This is a genomic window from Pedococcus ginsenosidimutans, from assembly GCF_039544395.1.
GTDB lineage: Bacteria > Actinomycetota > Actinomycetes > Actinomycetales > Dermatophilaceae > Pedococcus > Pedococcus ginsenosidimutans.
The window spans coordinates 497,976-519,809 of the sequence record NZ_BAABLO010000011.1; the positions used below are offsets into that span (position 1 = coordinate 497,976).

Sequence of the window (21,834 nt, forward strand, 5' to 3'; positions counted from 1 at the left end):
CCGCTCAGATCTCCAGCCCCTCCAGCAGGTCGGTGACGAGGGCGGCGATGGGGCTGCGCTCGCTGCGGGTCAGCGTGACGTGGGCGAACAGCGGGTGGCCCTTGAGCGCCTCGATGACGGCAGCGACCCCGTCGTGGCGTCCCACCCGCAGGTTGTCGCGCTGGGCGACGTCGTGGGTGAGGACGACCCGCGAGTTCTGGCCGACGCGGGAGAGCACGGTGAGGAGCACGTTGCGCTCCAGGCTCTGCGCCTCGTCGACGATGACGAACGCGTCGTGCAGCGACCGCCCCCGGATGTGCGTCAGGGGCAGCACCTCGAGCATCCCGCGGTCCATGACCTCCTCGACGACCTCGTGGGAGACCAGTGCCCCGAGGGTGTCGAACACCGCCTGCGCCCAGGGCCCCATCTTCTCAGACTCGCTGCCCGGCAGGTAGCCGAGCTCCTGGCCGCCGACGGCGTAGAGCGGACGGAAGACGACGACCTTGCGCTGCTGGCGCCGCTCCATGACCGCCTCGAGTCCGGCGCACAGGGCCAGGGCGGACTTGCCGGTGCCGGCGCGGCCGCCGAGGCTGAGGATGCCCACGTCGGGGTCGAGCAGCAGATCGAGGGCAATGCGCTGCTCGGCACTGCGGCCGTGCAGCCCGAACGCGTCGCGGTCACCGCGCACGAGCCTGATCTGCTTGTCGGCGCCGACTCGCCCCAGACCGCTTCCCCGCGGCGAGAGCAGGACCAGGCCGGTGTGGCAGGGCATCTCGGCAGCGGCGGCGTTCTCGATCCGCCCGTGCTCGTAGAGCGCGTCCATCTCCTCGACGGTCACGTCGAGCTCGGCCATCCCGGTCCAGCCGGAGTCGACGGCGAGCTCGGCGCGGTACTCCTCGGCCGCCATGCCCACCGCGGAGGCCTTGACCCGCATGGGCAGGTCCTTGCTGACGATGGTGACGTCGAAGCCCTCGTTGGACAGGTTCTTGCCCACCGCGAGGATGCGGGTGTCGTTGTCGCCGAGCCGGAAGCCGGCGGGCAGCGAGCTGGGGTCGGTGTGGTTGAGCTCCACCCGCAGCGTGCCGCCCTCGTCGCCGACGGGGACGGGGGCGTCGAGCCGACCCTCGCGCACCCGCATGTCATCGAGCAGACGCAGTGCCTGGCGGGCGAAGTAGCCGAGCTCCGGGTGGTGCCGCTTGGCCTCGAGCTCGGTGACGACCACGACGGGGAGGACGACCTCGTGCTCCTTGAACCGCAGCATGGCGCGCGGGTCCGACAGCAGCACCGACGTGTCGAGCACGAAGGTCCGGAAGTCGGGGGCGCGGCCCTTGGTGCGGGAGCGGGGCGCCGGGGCGACCCGGGGGGCGGCCACGGTGGAGGCCGCGGTGGAGGCCGCGGTGGAGGCCGGGCCGGAGGCGGAGCTGGTCGAGGTGCGACGGGTGGTGTCGTGGTTCGAGGCCAATGTCTCTCCTTGGCACAGCGCGCGCTCCGGCGCGGTGCGCCTACTCGCGAACGAGGTGCCGGGACCAGGCCAACCCACCGCGGTGGGGCCGGTTCCGGCCCTCCGCCCGGAGCTGGATCTGCTCCATAGGTTGGCCTCCCCGGACGCAGGACGGGTGCCCTGCGCCACTGCCGACGGTACGACCCGGCTCCCCTCCGGAACGGCAGGTTCGCGGCGTGTCATCCAGAGTTGGCCCGTTGTTCCGAGGGCGGCCTCCGACGTTGGTACGGCGTGGGGCCCGGTCAGCCGCCGAAGCGGCGGTTGCGCTCGGAGTAGGCGCGCAGGGCACGCAGGAAGTCGACGTGCCGGAAGTCGGGCCAGTAGGCCTCGCAGAAGTAGAACTCCGAGTGGGCCGACTGCCACAGCAGGAAGCCGGACAGCCGCTGCTCCCCCGAGGTGCGGATGACGAGGTCGGGGTCGGGCTGGCCCTTGGTGTAGAGGTGCTCGGCGATGTGCTCGACCTGCAGTGTCTCGGCGAGCTCCTCGATCGTGGTGCCGCTGGCCGCGTGCGAGACGAGCATGGAGCGGACCGCGTCGGTGATCTCCTGGCGCCCGCCGTACCCCACGGCGACGTTGACCGTCATGCCCTGCACGTCCTCGGTGACGTCGGCGCTCTCCTTGAGCCGCCTGGCCGTCTCGGCGGGGAGCAGGTCGAGCGAGCCCACCGGGTTGATCCGCCAGCGCCGGGTGCGGGCGAGGTCGGCGACCGTCGTCTCGATGATCGACAGCAGTGGCACCACCTCCGCGGCCGGCCTGCTGAGGTTGTCGGTCGACAGGAGCCAGAGGGTGACGACCTCGACCCTGGCCTCCTCGCACCAGTCGAGGAAGTTGGCGATGTTGTCCGCGCCCGCCTGGTGGCCTTCCTTGGTGCCGTGGCCGCGCGCCTTGGCCCACCGGCGGTTGCCGTCGAGCATGACCCCCACGTGCCGCGGCAGCGTCGCCCGCTCCAGGCGGCGGCTCAGGCGCCGCTCGTACGCGGCGTACAGGAGGTCGGACAGCGCCACGGTCACTCCTCGGCTGGTCGGTGGACGGCAGCCCCGTCCACCGACCCACGCTACCCCCGTCGCCCCCGGCCGATGGGGCAGGATCGCCTCCATGTCATCCCTTCCGGGCGCCTTCTACGTCCTCGACGACACCGGCGAGGGCAGCAGCACGGTCACGTCGACCGAGCACACCGCCGGCCCGTGGTCCGCGGACGCCCAGCACGGCGGCCCGCCGATGGCCCTGATGGCGCGCGAGGCCGCCCGGCTGGGCGACGGCAGCCGGGTGGTCGCGCGGGTCACCTGCGACCTGCTGGGACCCGTGCCGGTGAGTCGGCTGCTCGTCGAGGCCCGGGTGGCCCGTCCCGGGCGGACGGTGGAGCTGGTCGAGGTCTCACTCACGGACCTGGCGGCGGGGCGGCAGGTGGCCAGGGCCGCCCTGTGGCTGGTCCCGCGGACCGACGCCGGCCCGGTGACGCCGCAGCCGCAGCGGCCTGCCGGACCCGCGGAGGGCCGGGAGCAGCCCATCCCGGCGGGCTGGCACCGCGGCTACCTCGACGCCGTCGAGTGGCGGTGGGTGGCCGGGTCACTCGCCGAGCCGGGACCCGCGACCGTGTGGATGCGCCCGCGCCTGACCCTGGTGCCCGGGGAGCCGCTGCGCCCGCTGGAGCGGCTGCTCACCTGCGTCGACTCCGGCTCCGGGGCGGGAGCGGCCCTGGGGATGGGCGAGTGGCAGTTCATGAACACCGAGCTGACCGCCCACGTGGTGCGCGAACCCGTGGGCGAGTGGGTCTGCCTGCAGGCTACGACGGTCGTCGCCGGCGGCGCGGCGGGGCTGGCGCGGGCGGAGGTGTTCGACGAGCGTGGCTTCGTGGGACAGAGCGCCCAGAGCCTCCTCGTGAGGCCCGCCACACAACCTACGCCTTCGTAAGTTACGCGACCGTAGGTTACGATGGTCCGCATGACCACGACACCCGCCCCCCGTTCCGAGCAGGGACCCGTGGAGTCTGTCGTCGCCGCGGTGAAGCCCCACCTGCGCGGCTGGCTGCACGCCGGCATGGTGCCACTGGCCCTCGCGGCCGGCATCGTCCTCATCGCCCTGGCCCCCACGACCTCGGGGCGCGTCGCCGCCACCGTCTTCTCGATCTCCGCCTGGCTGCTGTTCGGCACCTCGGCCGTCTACCACCGCGGCAACTGGTCCCCCCGCGTGGCCGGTGTGCTCAAGCGGATGGACCACTCCAACATCTTCCTCATCATCGCCGGCACCTACACGCCGTTCGCGCTGCTGCTGCCGCCCGCGCAGGCCCGCACGATGCTCCTCATCGTGTGGATCGGCGCCGTGGCCGGCGTGCTGTTCCGGGTGTTCTGGGTCGGCGCCCCGCGCTGGCTCTACACGCCCGTCTACGTCGCCCTCGGCTGGGTGGCCGTGTTCTACCTCGGCCCGCTGCTGCACTTCGGCGGCCCGGCCATCGTCACCCTCATCGCCGTCGGCGGCCTGCTCTACACGGCCGGTGCGCTGGTCTACGGCATCAAGCGGCCCAACCCGTCGCCGCGCTGGTTCGGCTTCCACGAGATCTTCCACGCGCTGACCGTGGCGGCCTTCGCCGCGCACTACGTCGCGGCGTCGATGACGCTGTACCGCCGCTCCGCCTGACCGCCGCTCCCCCTGACCGCCGCTCGGTCTGACCCTGCGTACGGCGTGCCCTCGCGGCGCGCGGCGCGCGGCGCCGCGGTCAGCCCTCCGCGGTCAGCCCTCCGCGGGCTGACCTGGAGCCGGGTACGCGGTCTGCCAGAGCCCCACGACGGTCCCCTCGGGGTCGGCGAAGTAGGCGTTCCAGCCCATCGGCCCGACCGACATCTTCTCCCTGACCACCGTGCCGCCGTGCTCCTGCACCCGGGCCAGCGTCCGGTCGATGTCCTCGACATCGATGACGACGACAGGGTGCTCGAGCGGCGCCCCGCGCTGCCCCATACCGCCGTTGACGAAGCCGGGCTCGCTGACCCCGCGCTCGCCCGTCGGCCCGGTGGTCACCAGCGTGTAGTCCATGCCCGGCACGTCCTGCAGCTGCCACCCGAACAGGTCGCGGTAGAAGGCCCCCGCCCGCGCCCCGTCGTCGTATGGCATCTCGAAGTGGACCACCCGACCGTTCACGGCAGACCTCCTGGGGCTGGTGGAGCTAGTCCTTCTCCCCAGTGTGCTCCTGCGCGTCGCCGCCGTCACCGGTCCCGCGTCGCTCGTCCGTGGCCGCCGGGCCCGAGGGGCGCTGCTTGCGGGCGCGGCGCTCCTGCTCGGCCCGCTCGGCCTCCTTGGCCAGCTCCTGCGACCGGTAGGACATCCGGCGCATCCGGGCGTTCATGTTGCGCATGAGCAGGTAGAGCGCGAGCGCGAGGACGAAGAACGCCACGAAGCCCCAGAGGCCGGGCGAGACGAGCGACGACGGGGCGCCGTTCACAGCGTCGACGCCTTGCGCTGGTCGTGCACGACCTCGAGGCCACCGCGGGTGGCCAGCTCGTCACCCGCGGCAACGTCCGGGATGCCCGCGAACAGGTCGTCCTCGTCAGGCGCGATCGGCACGTAGGACAGCGCCGCCTCGTACTCCTCCGTCGGCCAGACCGACGCCTGGAGGTCACGGGGCACCTGGAACCAGGTGCCGTCGGGGTCGATCTGCGTGGCGTGGGCGAGCAGCGCCTGGTCGCGCACGTCGAAGTAGTCGGCGCAGTGCACGCGTGTGGTGATGTCGCGCGGCGGCCGGTCCTCCCACCGCTCGAGCCAGTCGGCGTACGGGCTCTCCTCGCCCAGCGCGACGAGGGCCTCGTGGAAGGCCACGATCTTCTCCTTGGAGAAGCCCTGGTTGTAGTAGAGCTTCAGCGGCTGCCACGGCGCGCCCGCGTGGGGGTACGCGGCGGGGTCGCCGGCGGCGAGGAAGGCTGCCATCGACACGGTGTGGGTCATGACGTGGTCGGGGTGGGGGTAGCCACCGTTCTCGTCGTAGGTGGTGACGACGTGGGGCCGGAAGCGGCGGATCTCGCGGACCAGCGCCTCGGTGGTCACGTCGAGCGGCTCGAGGGCGAAGCACCCCTCGGGCAGCGGCGGCAGCGGGTCGCCCTCGGGCAGGCCGGAGTCGACGAAGCCCAGCCAGGTGTGCTGGACCCCGAGGATCTCCTGGGCCCGCTTCATCTCGTCACGGCGGACCCGGGGCAGGTCGCGCAGGATGTGCACGTCGTCCTTGAGGTTGGGGTTGAGGACGTCGCCGCGCTCACCCCCCGTGCACGACACGACGAGCACCTCCGCGCCCTCCGCGACGTACTTCGCCATCGTCGCCGCGCCCTTGCTCGACTCGTCGTCGGGGTGCGCGTGCACCGCCATGAGCCGCAACCGGTCAGCCACCTGTACAACCTCACTCGTCCATCGCCGACAATGGGACGTCCCGGGTCGGCCGACCCGGGTCCGCTCGACATCCTCTCACCCGTGGAAGGCCACCATGCCGCTCCCCCGCCCCGCCCCCGGCACCGGTCGCTGGTGGGTCGTCGGCATCGTCGGCTGCACCATCGGGGTCGGCCTGGCCGTCTGGCTGGGCCTCGCCAACAGCCTGGGCGCCATCACCTTCACCAACACCGGGTACAAGGTGCTCGACGACCGCAGCGTCCGGGTCGAGTTCGACGTGCACCGACCGTCCGGCGAGGCCGTCTCGTGCCGCGTCCAGGCGCTCGACGCGACCTTCGGCGTCGTCGGCGTCACCGACGTCGCGGTGCCCGGTTCACCGGAGCGTTCGGTGCACCGCGTGGTCGTCGTCCGCACCGCGTCGCGCGCGGTGACCGGCGTGGTCGACACCTGCACCCCGCGCTGACCCCCGCCGGGGTCCGGCCCGACCCAGCCTCGGCGCCGCGGGGCTCCGTACGGCCCCCTTCCGACCGCGTACGCCTCCGTCCGAGCGGTGGACGGGTCGGCGCACCGACCACGGCACCCCACCTGACCAGCGACGACGCGACGCGTCGGCCGCAGGCCACGCGACCGTCGGGGGCGCAGGGAATGGACCGTTTCGAGCCGCTGGCTGTACTCTTGTGGTTTCACCGAGCGGTCTGGACCTGACGACGCGAGTGGTCGGGGTCCGGGCCGTTGTGCGTAACACCCTCCCTCCGGCGCAACCGCGCCGACACAGGGACCCGATCAAGGAGTACACCGTGAGCGAGACCGCGACCCCCACCGCGAGCTACCTGACCCAGGAGGCCTTCGACCGTCTGAAGGCCGAGCTGGACCAGCTCTCCGGCGAAGGCCGCACGGAGATCGCCAAGCGCATCGAGGCGGCCCGCGAGGAGGGCGACCTCAAGGAGAACGGCGGCTACCACGCGGCCAAGGAGGAGCAGGGCAAGATGGAGGCCCGCATCCGCCAGCTGACGCAGCTCCTCGAGAACGCCGTGGTCGGGGCCAAGCCCGCCGACGACGGCGTCGTGGAGCCCGGCATGGTCGTCACCGTCGACATGTTCGGCGACGACCTGACCTTCCTGCTCGGCTCGCGCGAGATCGCCGACGGCTCGGACCTCGAGGTCTACAGCGAGAAGTCCCCGCTCGGCTCGGCCATCAACGGCAAGAAGGTCGGCGACAAGGCGTCCTTCGAGGCCCCCAACGGCAAGACCATCGAGGTGACCGTCAAGGCGGCCACCCCGCACGTGCCCTGAGCAGTCCCGGCACGAGACGAAGGGCCGTACCCCTCACGGGGTGCGGCCCTTCGTCGTGTGGTCGGCCGTCCCCCGCCCCGCTCCTCCCCCCCCTCCTCATCGAGGTTTGGGTGCCGGATCGCTCACATTGGCGAGCGCTACGGCACCCAAACGTCGTACGGGGCGGGGGCTGGGCGGGGCGGGGAGGCGGGGCGGCTCCGGTGCGTCAGCCGAACTTGAGGTGGTAGCCCTTGCCCCGCAGCGCGCGCAGCACCTCTTCGCAGTGCTGCTGGCCGCGGGTCTCGAGCTGCAGCCCGATCTCGACCTCGTCGACGGTGATCGTCGTGCCGGTGCGGATGTGCTCGACCTCGAGGACGTTGGCGTCGACGGCGGCACAGTCCGCCAGCAGCCGGGCCAGGTGCCCGGGGCGGTCGGAGACCCGCACGCGGAACTGCAGGTAGCGGCCGGCCGCGGCCATGCCGTGGCGGATGATGCGCAGCAGGAGCAGGGGGTCGATGTTGCCGCCGCTCAGCACGGCGACCACGGGCCCGTCGACCGGCTGCCCGGCGCGGCCCAGCAGGTGCGCGACCGCGGCCGCCCCCGCGGGCTCGACCACGAGCTTGGCGCGCTCGAGGGTGAACAGCAGCGCCCGTGACAGCTCCTCCTCGGTGACCGTCTCCATGCCGTCGACCAGGTCGCGCACCAGCGAGAAGGGCACGTCGCCCGGCATGCCCACGGCGATGCCGTCGGCCATCGTCTGCATGTTCTCGTAGGGCACCGGCTTGCCCGCCGCCAGCGACAACGGGTACGCAGCGGCCTGTTCGGCCTGCACGCCGATGATGCGCACGTCGGGGCGGGCTGCCTTGACCGCGACGGAGATCCCGGCCAGCAGGCCGCCGCCCCCGGTGCTGACGACGATGGTCCGCACATCGGGGCACTGGTCGAGGATCTCGAGCCCTGCCGTGCCCTGACCGGCCACGATGTCGTGGTGGTCGAACGGGTGGATCAGCACGGCCCCGGTCTCGGCCTCCCACTCCCGCGCCTTGACCAGGCACTCGTCGATGGTCGTGCCCACCTGCTCGATGGTCGCGCCGTACGCCCGCGTCGCGGTGAGCTTGGGCATCGGGGCGCCGTGGGGCATGTAGACCTTCACGTCGATGCCCAGCAGCTGGCCCGCGAGGGCGACGCCCTGGGCGTGGTTCCCGGCGCTGGCCGCCACGACGCCGCGCGCCTTCTCCTCGTCGCTGAGCCGCGCCATCCGGGTGTACGCGCCGCGGATCTTGAACGAGCCGGCGCGCTGGAGGTTCTCGCACTTGAGGTAGACCTCGCTGCCGACGCGGTCCGACAGGGCGCGGCTGTACTCCAGCGGGGTGGGGCGGACGACGCCGCTGAGCAGGTCCTGCGCAGCGCGGACGTCGTCGAGGGTGACGGACAGCAACGGTGATGCCATGGGCGCAGGTTAGCGCCCGGGGCAGGGTGCCCAGGACCAGGCGCCGGGCGCGCCCGGGACGGGTCACGGATGCGCCGTATGCGGGACGTCCGGGTGGCGGGTCCGCCCTACTCTGGGTGACGTCGCCCCGCTCGGAAGGGGAAGCCTCGTGGCCTTCACGAACCGGGCCGGCCGACGCCTGGGCACCTGGGGAGGCGGCGCAACCCGGCGACGGCTGGCCCCGATCCTGTGGTCCGCTGCCGTCACGGCCTCGCTCGCAGTGCCGTGGTGGGTCGTGCTGCGCCTCGAGCTCGCCCACGCCCAGGGCAGCTGGCGCTTCCTGTCCCTCGTCGCGAGCACCACCGCGGCCTCGCTCCTCGTCGCCGCGGTGGTCCTGCCCTCGCGCCTCCGGGCGATCACCTCGCACCTGGGGATCGAGCGCGTCCTGCGCCAGCACCGCCTCCTCGCCGTCGTGGCCGCCGTCCTCGTCGCGGCCCACGTCGCCTTCGTGGTCCTGCACGACCCCGAGGGTCTCGGCGTCCTCGACCTGCGCAGGGCGCCGCCGCGCGTGTGGGCCGCGACCATCGCGACGCTCGCCCTCGCCGGCCAGGTGGTGCTCGCGGTGAGCCGGCGCTCGCGCAGCCCCCACTACGAGCGCTGGCGGCTGGCCCACGTCGTGCTCGCCAACGTGCTCATGGCGACGGCGGCCCTGCACGTGCTCTGGCTGCGCGACCTCACGGCGTACGGGCCGGCCCGGTGGTGGCTGGGCGCGCTCGGCGCGGTCATGGTCGCGGTCACCGTGTACCGCTGGGTGTGGCGTCCGCTGCGCGCCCAGCGCCGGGCGTACGTCGTCGGAGAAGTCCGCGGCGGTCCGGGGGCCACCCTCGTCGTGCTGCACGCCCGGGGGCACGCGGGCATCCCGTTCCGCCCGGGGCAGTTCGCCTGGCTCAAGGTGGGCACCTCGCCGTTCGTCTTCGAGGAGCACCCCTTCACCATCGCCTCCACCGCCACCGAGCCGTGGCGCAAGGAGTTCGCGGTCAAGCCGCTCGGCGACTTCACCAGGGTGCTGGCGCGCCTCTCACCCGGGCAGCGGGTCTACCTCGACGGCCCGCACGGTGCGTTCACCCTCGACGGACTGCGCTCGTCGGCGTTCGTCTTCATCGCGGGCGGGGTCGGGGTCACGCCCATGCTGAGCATGCTGCGCACCATGGCGGCCCGTGGCGACCGCCGCCCCGCCGTGCTCGTGGTCGCTGGGCGCACCGCCGACGACCTGCTGCACCGGGCCGACCACGAGCACCTCGACGCCCGCCTCGACCTGCGGGTGGTGGAGGTGCTCGAGGAACCACCGGAGGACTGGCGCGGGGAGGTGGGCTGGCTGACCGAGGCGGTGCTCCGCGGCGCCCTGCCCGTCAGGCGTGCGACGGGTCGGGTCGACTACTTCGTGTGTGGGCCCGGGGCGATGGTGGCCGCGACCGTGCACATGCTGCAGGAGCTCGAGGTGGGGCCGGCCCGCATCCACACCGAGCTGTTCGACGTGGTCTAGGGCAGCCCGGGGACCAGCGCCGGTCGGTCGCCGACCACGGCCCGGGCGAGGGCGACGGCGACCTCCGGATGCCGCTCGCGCAGGAGTCCCACCGCGAAGAGCAGGTAGGACGCGTCCGTCACGACCGCCGCGTCCCGCGGCACGCGCCAGCCGCCGGCGTGGTCGGCGACGACGGCGCCGAGCACCGCCGCCCGGCCCTGGTCGTCGGCGTGGCGCAGTACGCCGCCGGATCCCACCACGACCCGCACGTCCGCCAGCGGCCGGGGGCTGCTGCCGGGGCCGGAGGGGCGGGCGTGCCTGCGCACGGCGACGAGGGCCGCGGCCCGCGCCAGCTCGAGGTCGAGCTCGCGCTCCCCGTCGTCGACGGGCAGGTGGGAGGGGTCGCGGGTGACGGTGTCGGCGTAGGCAGCGAGCGCAGCCGACACGGGCACGTGCTCTCGCTGTGCGGCCTCGACCACACCCTCCGCGTTCCAGCGCATGCCGAGGTCGGCCTCGACGGTGCGCGACTGCCACAGCGGCGCGACGACGTCCTTGGCGAGCCCCGCGTCCTCGCCCTGAGGGCGCAGCGCGGAGTAGACGTCGGTCGTGGCCCCGCCGATGTCGACGACGAGGACGTCACCGTCGAGGTGGTGCACCAGGACCTCGACGCCGTCGAGCACCGCGTCAGGCGTCGGGGCCTGCACCATCGCCGCGAACTCGGGGCCTCGGGACAGTCCCTTGCCACCGATGACGTGCTCGAGGAAGGCGCGCCGGATGGCGGCCCGGGCCGCGTCGGGGGCGATCACCCCGATCCGGGGCAGGACGTTGTCGGCGAGCTCGTGCCGCCGACCGGTCGACGCCAGCAGGGCGGCGACCTCCGCCTGTGCCTCGATGTTGCCGGCGACCACGACGGGCGCACCGAGGCGCGCCCGCGCGATACGGGATGCGTTGTGCAGCAGGACGTCGGCGTTGCCGCCGTCCGTGCCCCCCACGAGGAGCACGAGGTCCGGGCGCGCGGCCCGCAGCTGCGCGACGTCGGCCCCGGACATCGGGCCGGAGGCCACGTGGCAGACCCGCGCACCGGCGCTCAGCCCCACGCGGTACCCCGCCTGGGCCGTCACCTCGCGCTCGTAGCCGACGACCGCCAGCCGCAAGCCCCCACCGGCGCTGGAGCAGGCGAGCACCTCGTCGACCTCGCCGTGCGGCGCGAGCTGGGCGAGCAGGGTGCGGTAGCCGTCGAGGACGTCGGTGCCGACGGTCGTCGGGGTCGACGCCGTGGCGACCAGGCCCCCCGTCGTGTCGACGAGGGCAGCCTTGGTGAAGGTCGACCCGAAATCGACGCACAGCAGCCTGGTCACCGTGCTGCACCCGTCATCGCGGCACCCGTCCGGTCGGTGGAGTCGTCAGCCGAGGCGGTCGAGGGCCTGCTTCAGGTCGGCCACGAGGTCGTCGGCGTCCTCGATGCCCACCGACAGCCGGATGAGGTCGGCGGGCACCTCGAGCTCGGTGCCGGCGACGGACGCGTGCGTCATCCGCGCCGGGTGCTCGATGAGCGACTCCACCCCACCGAGGGACTCCCCGAGCGTGAACACCTGCGTCTCGGCGCAGACCTTGACCGCCACGTCCTCGCCGGCCTTGAGCTGGAACGAGATCATGCCTCCGAAGCGCTTCATCTGGCGCGCCGCGACCTCGTGGCCGGGGTGGCTCTCCAGCCCCGGGTAGTGGACCGCGCTGACGACGGGGTGGCCGAGGAGGAACTCGACGACCTTCTCGGCGTTGTCGCTGTGGCGCTCCATGCGCAGCGCGAGGGTCTTGAGGCCGCGAAGCACCAGCCACGCGTCGAAGGGCCCGGCGACGGCACCGAGCGAGTTCTGGTGGAACGCAACGCGATCCACCGCGTCCTCGAACCCGGGCACCGTGATCCCACGACGCACGACGACTGCACCGCCGACCACGTCGGAGTGCCCGCCGCAGTACTTGGTCGTCGAGTGCGTGACGATGTCGGCGCCCAGGGACAGCGGCTGCTGGAGGTACGGCGAGGCGAACGTGTTGTCGACCACGAGCAGGGCCCCTGCGGCGTGGGCCACCTCGGCCAGGGCGGCGATGTCGGCAATGCCGAGCATGGGGTTGGTGGGCGTCTCGACCCAGACGATCTTCGTCTGGCCGGGCCGGATGGCCGCGCGCACCGCCTCGAGGTCGCCCATGGGCGCGATGCTGTGCTCGACCCCCCAGGGGACGAGCACCTTGTTGAACAACCGGTAGGTGCCGCCGTAGGCGTCACTCGGCACGACGACGTGGTCGCCGGGGGTGAGCAGGGCGCGCAGGACGGTGTCCTGGCCGGCCAGCCCGGAGGCGAACGCGAAGCCGCGCTCGCCGCCCTCCAGCGCGGCGAAGCACTCCTCCAGGGCGGTGCGGGTGGGGTTGGCCGAGCGGCTGTACTCGTAGCCGCCGCGGAAGCCGCCGATGCCGTCCTGCTTGTAGGTGGAGACCTGGAAGATGGGCGTGATGACCGCGCCGGTGCCGGCGTCGGGCTCCTGCCCCGCGTGGATGGCGCGGGTGGCGAAGCCGCCCTGGTGCTGGTCGCCGTGCTGCTGCTCGCTCATAACGGCAAGGCTAACGGCTTGCCGAAGGGCCACGCCCACTCCCCCGGGGCGGTCGCCGGCAGGGTTGACGCACCCTGTCAGCCCTCGTGGTCGAGGACCTCCACCGCGTCACCGACCCGTATGGTGCCCGACTCCAGGATGCGCAGCACCGCCCCTCCCCGGGCGTGCAGGGCACGCATCGCGCCCGGCCCGACATGGTCGTCCATGAGGCGGCAGGGAGCCGCGAGCCGGACGACCTCGAGGAGCGCGTCCCCGACCCGCACGCGGGTGCCGGGCCTCGTCGGCACGGGGCCGGCCGAGATCGTGACGTTGCGCCGGGTGGCACCGGCAGGCACCGGCGCCCCGAGGTCGGCCGCGGCGGCGTCGAGGTCCGGCTGGGCCTGCACGGTCACGTGCCGGTGCCGCGTCCCGTGGTAGCGGTCGCCGACCAGGCCCTTGCCCGCCTCGGCCACCACGGACTCGACCGCCTTGGTCGGCAGGCGGGCGCCAGGGGCGAGGTGGATCGAGGTCACGACCGGTACGGCGTCCGTCGTCGAGTCGTCCATGCACCCAGTCTCCCCCGGACCTCCGGGCGGGCTCACACCACCTTCTGCCACTCGCGCAGCCAGGCGTCCTGCTCGTACCCGAGCGCGCGGTTGACCCCGAGCATGGGGAGGTTGTCCTCGGCGTTCCAGGTGCGGATGCCGGTCACCGAGGGCAGCTCGTCCATCACCGCCAGCGTGCTGGCCGCCTTGAGCCGCAGGCCGAGGCCGTGCCCCCGGTGGCCCCGGATGACGAGGGTGTCCTGCTGGTGGGCCAGCCCACCGTGGTCGACCTGGACCTGGGTGTACCCGACGAGCTGCCCGGTGGCCTCGTGCACGGCGAAGGTGTCCACCACCCGGCGTCCCATGGCGGCGATCTGCACGTAGGTCGACCGCACGCGGTCGGCGTCCCACACCTCCTCCTGCAGCCGGAGGTCGCCGAGCGGCACGTCGGTGCTCATCCGCCGGCTCAGCTCCGCGCGCCCCTCCAGCCACTCCTGCGGCACGCCGTCCCAACAGGTCTGGAGGCGGTACCCGGCCGCGCCGTCCGCGGCGAGGACCCCCTGCAGCCGCTCGCGGTCGACCGGCAGCGCCAGGGTGCTGCGCAGCACCGTCTGCGCCGCGGCATACCCGTGGCTCGCGGCGAACGCCCCGCCCTCGTCGTCCCGCCCGATCGGCCACTGGGTCTCGGCGAGCAGGGTCGACCGGCCGGCCCGGGTCGCCGTTGACTCGACGGTCGCGAGCAGGAGCGACCCGACGCCCTGGCGGCGGCGGTCCGGGTGCACCGCGACGTCGAGGTCGGCCACCTCGAGGTTGTCGTGCAGCGGCATGGCCAGGGTCGCGGCGCCGAGGACGACCTCACCGGCGACGGCCGCCCACGCGAGGCGCTGTCGCTCGGTGCTGCGGAGCAGCTCTCGCCTCTCCTGCGCGCTCCAGCTCGAGTGCGCCGGACCGAAGGCGTGCCGGCCCGAGGCGACGTACACATCGGCCCACGCGAGGAAGAGCCGCTCGCCCGGACCGGTCGCGTCGCCGCTCACCGGGCGGATCTCGACGTCGACGGCACCCATGGGTCCAGCCTGCCGCGCCACCCACCCGCGCGGCCACCGAGTGTTGTGCCCCGCGTGGAACAGCAGCGCAGGGGGCGACGTTGGAACCACCGTGATATTCGGATCGCGAGCCAAGACGACGCTACCCACCGCGGAGAACGCCCTCGCCGGTCGTTCCACGCGCCCGTTCCACCTCGACGGCACCCACACCGTCCTCAGGACCCCGATCGAGGGGCCGTGGCCGGACGGCACCGAGGTCCTCTACGTCGCGATGGGCTGCTTCTGGGGAGCCGAGCGCATCTTCTGGCGCCAGCCGGGGGTCGTGACCACCGCCGCCGGGTACATGGGGGGCCTGACGCCCAACCCCACCTACGAGGAGACGTGCACCGGCCTGACCGGGCACGCCGAGACGGTCCTGGTCGCCTACGACCCCGCCCAGACCAGCCCCGAGCTGCTGCTCAAGGAGTTCTGGGAGAACCACGACCCGACGCAGGGCAACCGGCAGGGCAACGACATCGGCACCGCCTACCGCTCGGCGATCTACTGGACCACCGCGGACCAGCAGCGCGCCGCCGAGGCGACCCGTGACGCGTTCCAGAAGGTGCTGTCCGACAACGGGTTCGGCACCATCACCACCGAGCTGCGGTCAGCGCAGGACGCAGGCACGTTCTACTACGCCGAGGACTACCACCAGCAGTACCTCGACAAGAACCCCGGCGGCTACTGCAACCACGGGCCCAACGGCATGACCTGCCCCGTCGGCCTCGTGAAGCAGGACCAGCTCCCCTCGCAGGAGAGCGTGCTCCGGGTCAACGACTCGGGCAGCGGTTCGGCCGGAAGCTACGGCACCGGCAGCTGAGGCCGGGGCGGTGGGTCAGCAGTACTTCGCCGACCCGCTGCTCGTCCAAGAGCAGGAGTGCACGAGGGTGCCGCCGCTGGTGCGCAGGTAGGCGGTGTCGCCGGTGTTGTTCCAGACGTAGTTCGTGAAGCCGAAGTACCGGTGGTACTGCGTGGCCGTGCCCTTGCCCGTGTGCACGGTCACCTTCGCCCCGGCCTTCAGCGTGAAGCTGGGGAACTTGTAGGTGTAGCCAGTCTTGTCCTTGAGGGTCCAGCCGGTGAGTGAGCGGTTGGTGCCGGTCATGTTCTTCAGCACGACGTACTCGGCGTTCAGGCTGGTGTTGCTGCGCGTGTCCGTGCCAGGCGAGTTGTAGTAGACGTAGTAGATCTTCACGGCCGGGGCGGCGCTGGCAGGCTGGGCGGCCGACACCGCGGTGCCGGTGGCGAGGGCGAGGGGGATGAGGGCAGCGCTGATGGCCTTGGTACGAGTGGTCACCAGCCGACCGTAGGGCCGGCTGCTGGCCGACCCGGGCCATACGGTAGCGAACCGCCCGAGCGTCCCTGCGATCCCGTCCGAACGGACGACCCGACGCGGGCGCGACCGGGCGCCCTACGCTGCTGCGGTGCTGATCCGAGACGCCCACCCCGACGACCTGGCCGCATTCGCCCCGATCTTCCGTGCGGTCGTCGAGGACGGTGAGACCTACGCCTACCCCGAGGGGCTGGAGAACGACGAGATCGGGGCGCTGTGGTTCGAGCAGGAGCCGGGTCGCACCGTCGTGGCCGTCCACGACGACGGCAGCCTCTTGGGCAGCGCCAAGATGGGGCCCAACCGTCCCGGCAGGGGGGCCCACGTCGCGACCGCGAGCTTCATGGTCGGCACCGCCGCCCGGGGCAAGGGAGTCGGGCGCGCCCTCGGTGAGGAGATGCTGCGCTGGGCGCGCGAACAGGGCTACGCCGCAGTGCAGTTCAACGCGGTCGTCGAGACCAACACCGCCGCCGTGAGGCTGTGGCAGGACCTGGGGTTCGAGGTCCTCACGACCGTCCCAGCAGCCTTCGAATCCAGGCGGCACGGCCGCGTCGGGCTCCACGTGATGCACCGTCCGCTGTAGGGGCCGCAGCCGCCCTGGCCGCCTCTGCCTCCCGGCGACGCTCCTCGCGCAGCTCGCCCCACTGCCCGACGAGCTCGTCGACGTCGACGATCCGTGCCCACACCGGTGACCGGGGCCCGACGGCCGGCCGCAGGCGGTCGAGGCGCACACGGTGGTTGTAGTCGTCCAGGACGGCTCGCACGCCCTGCTCGGTGCGTAGGTCGAGGAGCGACTCGGGGAAGCCCGCGGCCTCCTTGCGCAGCGCCATCGACGGCGACATCGCCCCGGACATGTCGAGGTTCTCCCGCTCGACCAGCCCCTTGACCCACCAGTCGGGGTCCTCGTGCTCCGGGTCCCCGAGGCTGCGCAAGGGCTTCCCGGCGCCGGGCAGGTTGTCGAACTCCCCGCGTTCCTGCGCCTCCCGGATCGCCTTCTCCACGGGCGACTCCCACCGCTCCACGAATCGACCCTAACCCGGCCCCTCCGGCGGACGCACGCCTGCCCGTAGGGTCGGCGCATGCGCATCGTGTCCCTCCTGCCCTCGACCACGGAGATCCTGTTCGCGGTCGGCGCGGGGCCGCAGGTCGTCGGGGTGACCTTCGAGTGCGACACCCCGGCCGAGGCCCGCGAGCGCACCATCGTGTCGACGACCGCGATCCCGGAAGGCCTGCCCCCACACGAGATCGACGCCTTCGTCAGCCGGGCGATGGCGGCCGGGGAGGACCTCTACCACCTCGACGCCGGGGCGCTCTCGGCGCTCGACGCCGACCTCGTGGTCACCCAGGACCTGTGCGCCGTGTGCGCCGTCGACGTGTCCGTCGTCGACGACGCGCTGTCCTACCTCGGGTGCCGGGCCGAGGTCCTGACGATCGACCCGCACAGCCTCGAGGAGGTGCTCGCCTCCGTGGAGACGCTCGGCGGGGCCAGCGGCTGCGCCGACACCGCGGCGGCCCTGGTGCGCGACCTGCGCGAGCGGTTGGCTGCCGTGGAGCGGGCGGTACGCGGCGCGGACCGGCCGCGCGCGCTGGTCCTGGAGTGGACCGACCCGCCGTTCGCCCCGGGCCACTGGGTGCCCGAGATGGTGACGGCTGCGGGTGGCACCAACGCCCTCGGCGACGCAGGGCAGAAGTCGGTGCGCGTCACCTGGGACGCCGTGCGCGACAGCGCCCCCGAGGTCGTCGTCTGCGCCCCCTGTGGCTACGACCTCGAGGGGTCGACCGCGCTCGCCCGGGAGGCGATCGCGTCCGGCGAGCTGCCCGACGGCATACCGGTCTGGGCGGTGGACGCCAACGCCAGCTTCGCGCGCCCCGGGCCGCGGCTCGTCGACGGGGTCGAGGCCCTGGCCGGCATCCTGCACCCGGACCGCACGCCCGCACCGCGCGCCGACATGGCCCGCCGCCTGAGGTAGCCCGGGCCCGTCACACCCGTCCCCCCCGCTCAGGTTTGGGTGCTCGAGCGCTCGCAACAGCGAGCGCTCGAGCACCCAAACCTGTGGGAGCGGGGGGGTCGGTCGTGACGGCTGGGTCAGCCGACAAGCGAGATGAGCAGGTCGGCGCGGGTGAGCACACCCACCGGCTTGCCGTCCTCGACGACCATGATCGCGTCGGACTTCTCGAGCTCCTGGCGCGCGACGGTCACCGGCTCGCCCGCCCCGACGAGGGGCAGGGAGGGCTCCATGTGCTTCTCGACCGAGTCGGTGAGGTGCGCGCTGCCGTTGAACAGCGCCTCCAGCAGCGCCCGCTCGCTCACCGAGCCGGCGACCTCGCCGGCCATGACCGGCGGCTCCGCCTTGACCACGGGCATCTGCGAGACGGAGTACTCGTGGAGGATCTCGATCGCGTCGCGCACCGTCTCGGTGGGGTGGGTGTGCACGAGGGCGGGCAGGTCGCCGGCCTTGCGGTGCAGCACCTCGCCGACGGTGGCCTGGCCCGGGCTGCGCATGAAGCCGTAGGAGCTCATCCACTCGTCGTTGAAGATCTTGGACATGTAGCCGCGGCCGCTGTCGGGCAGCAGCACGACGACGACGGCGTCGGCCGGCAGGTCCTTCGCGGCGCGCAGGGCGGCCACGACGGCCATGCCGCAGGAACCGCCGACGAGCAGGCCCTCCTCCTTGGCGAGGCGACGGGTCATCTCGAACGAGTCGGCGTCGCTGACGGCGATCACGTCGTCGACCACGGCCGGGTCGTAGGCGGTGGGCCAGAAGTCCTCGCCGACGCCCTCGACGAGGTAGGGGCGGCCGGTGCCGCCGGAGTAGACCGAGCCCTCGGGGTCGGCACCGATGATCTGCACGCGCCCGCCCTCGCGGTCTGCGGAGACCTCACGCAGGTAGCGGCCGGTGCCGGTGATGGTGCCGCCGGTGCCGACGCCAGCGACGAAGTGCGTCACCTTGCCCTCGGTGTCGTCCCAGATCTCGGGGCCGGTCGACTCGTAGTGCGACGTCGGGCCGTTCTGGTTGGCGTACTGGTTGGGCTTCCACGCGCCCTCGATCTCGCGCACGAGGCGGTCCGAGGTCTCGTAGTAGGAGTCCGGGTGGTCGGGGGCGACCGCGGTCGGGCACACCACGACCTCGGCGCCGTACGCCTTGAGCACGTCGCGCTTGTCCTGGCTCACCTTGTCGGGGCACACGAACACGCACTTGTAGCCCTTGCGCTGCGCCACGAGGGCCAGGCCGACGCCGGTGTTGCCGGACGTGGGCTCGACGATGGTGCCCCCGGGCTTCAGCTCGCCCGACGCCTCGGCGGCCTCGACCATCTTCAGCGCGATCCGGTCCTTCACGGAACCGCCGGGGTTGAGGTACTCCACCTTCGCGAGGATGGTCGCCGAGATGCCCTCGGTGACCGAGCTGAGCTTGACGAGGGGCGTGTTCCCGACGAGGTCGGCGATGTGCTCTGCATACTTCACCCGGCCATCCTCTCAGACCGATGCCGGAGGCCCGACCAGGGCGGGGTGGGGCACGCTGGTCCTCGGCAGGTCGTTACCGTGGCAGCCAGGAGAGCGAAGGGGGCACCCATGGGTCGGGCACGACGAGCACGCAGGATCGCCGCCACGGCGGCCTACGGTGGCGGCGGCCTCGCGGCCGGGATCGGCGTGGTCGGCGCGCTGGGCTACGGGCTGCTCAAGGTCGAGGCCCAGATCGCCCGCAAGGTCGTGGGCCAGCCCTTCGACGGCGCCCCGGACGACAACGGCACGTACGGCGCCGGCGCCGGTGAGCCGGTCGAGCTCGTCGTCCTCGGGGACTCATCCGCGGCCGGCATGGGGGCGGACCACGCCCACCAGACCGTCGGCGCGATCATCGCGAACGGCGTCTCGGCGCTGACCGGCCGACCGGTCCGGCTCACCAACACCGCCGTCATCGGGGCGGAGTCGTCAGGGCTGGAGCTGCAGCTCGCCAATGCCCTCGACCGCGTCCCACGACCCGCCGTGGCGGTCATCATGGTCGGCGCCAACGACGTCACCCACCGCATCGACAAGGCCATCGCCGTGCGCCACCTCGAGACCACGGTGCGCTCGCTGCGGGCCCTCGGCACCGAGGTGGTCGTCGGCACCTGCCCCGACCTCGGCACCATCGAGCCCATCCCCCAGCCGCTGCGCCTCATCGGCCGCCGCTGGTCCCGCGACATGGCCGCCGCCCAGACGGTCGCCGTCGTCGAGGCCGGCGGTCGCACCGTGTCCCTCGGCGACCTGCTCGGCCCGGAGTTCTACGAGCGCCCGCACGAGATGTTCAGCGCCGACCGGTTCCACCCCTCGCCCGCCGGGTACGCCCGCGCCGCCGCAGCCCTGCTGCCCAGCGTCTACGCCGCCCTCGGCGTCTGGTCCGGCGACCAGGAGGAGGAACGCCAGCCCGACACCCGTCGTGGAGAGGGCGTCGGCCCCGTGGCGGTCGCCGCGACGTATGCCGTGCGCGACCCGGGTACGGAGGTCAGCGCCACCCAGATCGCCGGCCAGGCCAGGGGTCCGCGCGGTCGCTGGGCCAAGCTGCTGCGGCGCCCCCGGCTCCCCCTGCTGGCCCGCCAGCCCGCGCCCGACCCGGTCCCGGGACCGGGGTCAGCGCAGGGGTCAGCCAACGGGTCGAGCCCCGACGGCGAGAGCAAGGCCACACCGCCGGCGACGGACGGGGACCCAGCCGCACGGCATACCATCGAGACCGACTAAGCGACCGCTTATCCGGGCGGTCGACCTCGACGAGGAGGAACCCCCGTGACCGAAGCCGTCATCGTCTCCACCGCCCGCACGCCGATCGGACGGGCGTTCAAGGGCTCGCTCAAGGACATCCGGCCCGACGACCTGTCGGTGCAGGTCATCCGCGCCGCGCTGGCCAAGGTCCCCGAGCTCGACCCGACCCTGGTCGAGGACCTCTACTGGGGTTGCGCGGAGCCCTCGGGCCGCCACGGCTCCAACATGGCGCGCGTCGTCTCGGTGCTCGCCGGGTTCGACGGGCTGCCGGGCTCGACGATCAACCGCTTCTGCGCCTCCTCGGTGCAGACCACCCGCATGGCCTACCACGCGATCAAGGCCGGCGAGGGCGACATCTTCCTCTCCGGCGGCGTCGAGTGCGTGTCGCAGTACACCAACTGGGCCGGTGCCGGCGGTTCGGCCGGCGACGACCAGAACCCCGCGTTCAAGCCGGCGCAGGAGCGCAGCGAGGCCATCGCGAAGTCCAACGACACCTGGACCGACCCCCGCGAGGAGGGCCTCGTCCCCGACGTCTACCTCTCCATGGGCCAGACCGCCGAGAACGTCGCGACCCTCAAGGGGGTCAGCCGCGAGCGCCAGGACGAGTGGGGCGTCACCAGCCAGAACCGCGCCGAGAAGGCCATCGCCGACGGGTTCTTCGAGCGCGAGATCGCCCCGGTCACGCTGGCCGACGGCACCGTCGTCAGCAAGGACGACGGCCCGCGCGCAGGCGTGACGCTCGAGGCGTTGCAGGGGCTCAACCCCGTGTTCCGGGAGCAGGGCACCATCACCGCCGGCAACTGCTGCCCCCTCAACGACGGCGCGGCCGCGGTGGTCGTCATGAGCGACACCAGGGCCAAGGAGCTGGGCCTCACCCCCCTGGCCCGGGTCGTCTCGACCGGCGTCTCGGCGCTGTCGCCGGAGATCATGGGCCTGGGCCCGGTCGAGGCCTCGCGCCAGGCGCTGGCCCGGGCTGGCATGACCATCGGGGACATGGACCTCTACGAGATCAACGAGGCGTTCGCCGCGCAGGTCCTGCCCTCGGCCGACGAGCTCGGCATGGACTTCGACAAGCTCAACGTGCACGGCGGTGCGATCGCGCTGGGCCACCCGTTCGGGTCCACCGGCGCCCGCATCACGACGACGCTGCTCAACGGCCTCGCCGCGCGCGACGGACAGCTCGGCCTCGAGACCATGTGCGTGGGTGGTGGCCAGGGCATGGCCATCATCTACGAGCGCCTCAGCTGAGGTCGCGTCGCAGCTGCACCAGACGGGCGGCCAGGGAGTCGGTGACGACTCCCTGGCCGCCCGTCTCGTAGGCGTCGTGGACGAGCACGGCCAGCTGGTCCATCACCACGGCCGGACCGAGGTCGGGCAGCAGGTGGGCGTCGTCGCCGGCGAGGTCGACGAGCAGCGACCGGACCGCAGGCACACACGACAGCGCGTGGTCCAGCGGCAGCTGTCGCCACCGCTGGACCACGCGCTGGAGCTCGGTC

Annotated in this window: 24 protein-coding genes; 10 read left to right on the forward strand and 14 right to left on the reverse strand. The window is 72.9% G+C overall.

What is annotated here, in order from left to right; genetic code table 11:
* Window positions 1–4 precede the first annotated feature (4 nt).
* Both ABEA42_RS13265 and ABEA42_RS13270 read right to left on the reverse strand, forming a co-directional pair.
* A complete protein-coding gene (locus ABEA42_RS13265) occupies window positions 5–1,351 on the reverse strand; it encodes a PhoH family protein (protein WP_425572083.1) in 1,347 nt (448 codons plus the stop codon).
* A gap of 371 nt (window positions 1,352–1,722) precedes the next feature.
* Window positions 1,723–2,484 (reverse strand): isoprenyl transferase, encoded by a 762-nt coding sequence (locus ABEA42_RS13270; protein WP_345503981.1) that lies wholly within the window; start codon window positions 2,482–2,484, stop codon window positions 1,723–1,725.
* 91 nt (window positions 2,485–2,575) lie between these two features.
* Here ABEA42_RS13270 and ABEA42_RS13275 point away from each other — a divergent pair, with 91 nt between their 5' ends.
* Both ABEA42_RS13275 and trhA read left to right on the forward strand, forming a co-directional pair.
* Entirely contained in the window at window positions 2,576–3,391 is an 816-nt protein-coding gene (locus tag ABEA42_RS13275) for a thioesterase family protein (RefSeq protein WP_345503983.1), read from the forward strand.
* Window positions 3,392–3,421: 30 nt separating this feature from the next.
* Window positions 3,422–4,114, forward strand: coding sequence for a PAQR family membrane homeostasis protein TrhA (gene trhA / locus ABEA42_RS13280; protein WP_345503985.1), 693 nt, complete (start codon window positions 3,422–3,424; stop codon window positions 4,112–4,114).
* A gap of 93 nt (window positions 4,115–4,207) precedes the next feature.
* Here the strand turns inward: trhA and ABEA42_RS13285 are convergent, their stop codons facing one another.
* The 3 genes from ABEA42_RS13285 to mca are packed head-to-tail and all read right to left on the reverse strand — an operon-like array spanning window position 4,208 to window position 5,848.
* Complete coding sequence (locus tag ABEA42_RS13285; RefSeq protein WP_345503987.1) at window positions 4,208–4,612, reverse strand: VOC family protein; 405 nt, start codon at window positions 4,610–4,612, stop codon at window positions 4,208–4,210.
* A gap of 25 nt (window positions 4,613–4,637) precedes the next feature.
* The gene (locus ABEA42_RS13290; protein WP_345503989.1) at window positions 4,638–4,913 is read right to left on the reverse strand and encodes a hypothetical protein; all 276 of its coding nucleotides are present in this window, start codon (window positions 4,911–4,913) and stop codon (window positions 4,638–4,640) included.
* Window positions 4,910–5,848 carry a mycothiol conjugate amidase Mca gene (mca, locus tag ABEA42_RS13295; protein WP_345503990.1) on the reverse strand — a complete coding sequence of 313 codons (939 nt, stop codon included), beginning with the start codon at window positions 5,846–5,848 and terminating at the stop codon, window positions 4,910–4,912. The genes ABEA42_RS13290 and mca overlap by 4 nt, the downstream gene beginning before the upstream one ends.
* Window positions 5,849–5,942: 94 nt before the next feature.
* On the opposite strand from mca, the gene ABEA42_RS13300 reads away from it, so the two are divergent.
* Together ABEA42_RS13300 and greA are read left to right on the forward strand one after the other, a co-directional pair.
* Entirely contained in the window at window positions 5,943–6,308 is a 366-nt protein-coding gene (locus ABEA42_RS13300) for a DUF4307 domain-containing protein (RefSeq protein WP_345503992.1), read from the forward strand.
* 334 nt (window positions 6,309–6,642) lie between these two features.
* Complete coding sequence (gene greA / locus ABEA42_RS13305) at window positions 6,643–7,137, forward strand: transcription elongation factor GreA (protein WP_345503994.1); 495 nt, start codon at window positions 6,643–6,645, stop codon at window positions 7,135–7,137.
* 205 nt (window positions 7,138–7,342) lie between these two features.
* Here the strand turns inward: greA and ilvA are convergent, their stop codons facing one another.
* On the reverse strand, window positions 7,343–8,566 hold the full coding sequence (ilvA, locus tag ABEA42_RS13310) for a threonine ammonia-lyase (protein ID WP_345503995.1): 1,224 nt from the start codon (window positions 8,564–8,566) through the stop codon (window positions 7,343–7,345).
* Between the two features lie 148 nt (window positions 8,567–8,714).
* On the opposite strand from ilvA, the gene ABEA42_RS13315 reads away from it, so the two are divergent.
* Entirely contained in the window at window positions 8,715–10,088 is a 1,374-nt protein-coding gene (locus ABEA42_RS13315; protein ID WP_345503996.1) for a ferredoxin reductase family protein, read from the forward strand.
* On the opposite strand, the gene ABEA42_RS13320 is transcribed toward ABEA42_RS13315, so the two are convergent.
* From ABEA42_RS13320 to ABEA42_RS13335, 4 genes are all read right to left on the reverse strand, one after another.
* The gene (locus tag ABEA42_RS13320) at window positions 10,085–11,425 is read right to left on the reverse strand and encodes a glutamate mutase L (protein WP_345503998.1); all 1,341 of its coding nucleotides are present in this window, start codon (window positions 11,423–11,425) and stop codon (window positions 10,085–10,087) included. The genes ABEA42_RS13315 and ABEA42_RS13320 overlap by 4 nt on opposite strands.
* Window positions 11,426–11,470: 45 nt before the next feature.
* Entirely contained in the window at window positions 11,471–12,670 is a 1,200-nt protein-coding gene (locus tag ABEA42_RS13325) for a cystathionine gamma-synthase (RefSeq protein ID WP_345503999.1), read from the reverse strand.
* 77 nt (window positions 12,671–12,747) lie between these two features.
* Entirely contained in the window at window positions 12,748–13,215 is a 468-nt protein-coding gene (locus ABEA42_RS13330) for an MOSC domain-containing protein (RefSeq protein WP_345504001.1), read from the reverse strand.
* Between the two features lie 32 nt (window positions 13,216–13,247).
* On the reverse strand, window positions 13,248–14,258 hold the full coding sequence (locus ABEA42_RS13335; protein ID WP_345504003.1) for a GNAT family N-acetyltransferase: 1,011 nt from the start codon (window positions 14,256–14,258) through the stop codon (window positions 13,248–13,250).
* A 94-nt stretch (window positions 14,259–14,352) separates the two neighbouring features.
* On the opposite strand from ABEA42_RS13335, the gene msrA reads away from it, so the two are divergent.
* Window positions 14,353–15,096, forward strand: a complete 744-nt coding sequence (gene msrA / locus ABEA42_RS13340; protein WP_425572084.1) for a peptide-methionine (S)-S-oxide reductase MsrA — start codon at window positions 14,353–14,355, stop codon at window positions 15,094–15,096.
* Window positions 15,097–15,111: 15 nt separating this feature from the next.
* Here the strand turns inward: msrA and ABEA42_RS13345 are convergent, their stop codons facing one another.
* Entirely contained in the window at window positions 15,112–15,570 is a 459-nt protein-coding gene (locus ABEA42_RS13345; RefSeq protein WP_345504007.1) for a lamin tail domain-containing protein, read from the reverse strand.
* 127 nt (window positions 15,571–15,697) lie between these two features.
* Here ABEA42_RS13345 and ABEA42_RS13350 point away from each other — a divergent pair, with 127 nt between their 5' ends.
* The gene (locus tag ABEA42_RS13350; protein WP_345504009.1) at window positions 15,698–16,186 is read left to right on the forward strand and encodes a GNAT family N-acetyltransferase; all 489 of its coding nucleotides are present in this window, start codon (window positions 15,698–15,700) and stop codon (window positions 16,184–16,186) included.
* Here the strand turns inward: ABEA42_RS13350 and ABEA42_RS13355 are convergent.
* Window positions 16,110–16,625 (reverse strand): DnaJ family domain-containing protein, encoded by a 516-nt coding sequence (locus tag ABEA42_RS13355; protein ID WP_345504011.1) that lies wholly within the window; start codon window positions 16,623–16,625, stop codon window positions 16,110–16,112. The genes ABEA42_RS13350 and ABEA42_RS13355 overlap by 77 nt on opposite strands.
* Before the next feature lie 57 nt (window positions 16,626–16,682).
* Between ABEA42_RS13355 and ABEA42_RS13360 the strand changes: the two genes are divergently transcribed.
* Window positions 16,683–17,573, forward strand: coding sequence for a cobalamin-binding protein (locus ABEA42_RS13360; RefSeq protein WP_345504012.1), 891 nt, complete (start codon window positions 16,683–16,685; stop codon window positions 17,571–17,573).
* Window positions 17,574–17,689: 116 nt separating this feature from the next.
* On the opposite strand, the gene ABEA42_RS13365 is transcribed toward ABEA42_RS13360, so the two are convergent.
* Window positions 17,690–19,066 (reverse strand): cystathionine beta-synthase, encoded by a 1,377-nt coding sequence (locus ABEA42_RS13365; RefSeq protein ID WP_345504013.1) that lies wholly within the window; start codon window positions 19,064–19,066, stop codon window positions 17,690–17,692.
* A gap of 108 nt (window positions 19,067–19,174) precedes the next feature.
* Here ABEA42_RS13365 and ABEA42_RS13370 point away from each other — a divergent pair, with 108 nt between their 5' ends.
* Both ABEA42_RS13370 and ABEA42_RS13375 read left to right on the forward strand, forming a co-directional pair.
* Window positions 19,175–20,317: an SGNH/GDSL hydrolase family protein gene (locus ABEA42_RS13370; RefSeq protein ID WP_345504015.1), complete on the forward strand. Its 1,143-nt coding sequence runs from the start codon at window positions 19,175–19,177 to the stop codon at window positions 20,315–20,317.
* Window positions 20,318–20,362: 45 nt separating this feature from the next.
* Window positions 20,363–21,586 carry an acetyl-CoA C-acetyltransferase gene (locus ABEA42_RS13375; protein ID WP_345504016.1) on the forward strand — a complete coding sequence of 408 codons (1,224 nt, stop codon included), beginning with the start codon at window positions 20,363–20,365 and terminating at the stop codon, window positions 21,584–21,586.
* Here ABEA42_RS13375 and ABEA42_RS13380 read toward each other — a convergent pair.
* Window positions 21,579–21,818, reverse strand: a complete 240-nt coding sequence (locus ABEA42_RS13380) for a hypothetical protein (protein ID WP_345504017.1) — start codon at window positions 21,816–21,818, stop codon at window positions 21,579–21,581. The genes ABEA42_RS13375 and ABEA42_RS13380 overlap by 8 nt on opposite strands.
* Window positions 21,819–21,834: the final 16 nt, after the last annotated feature.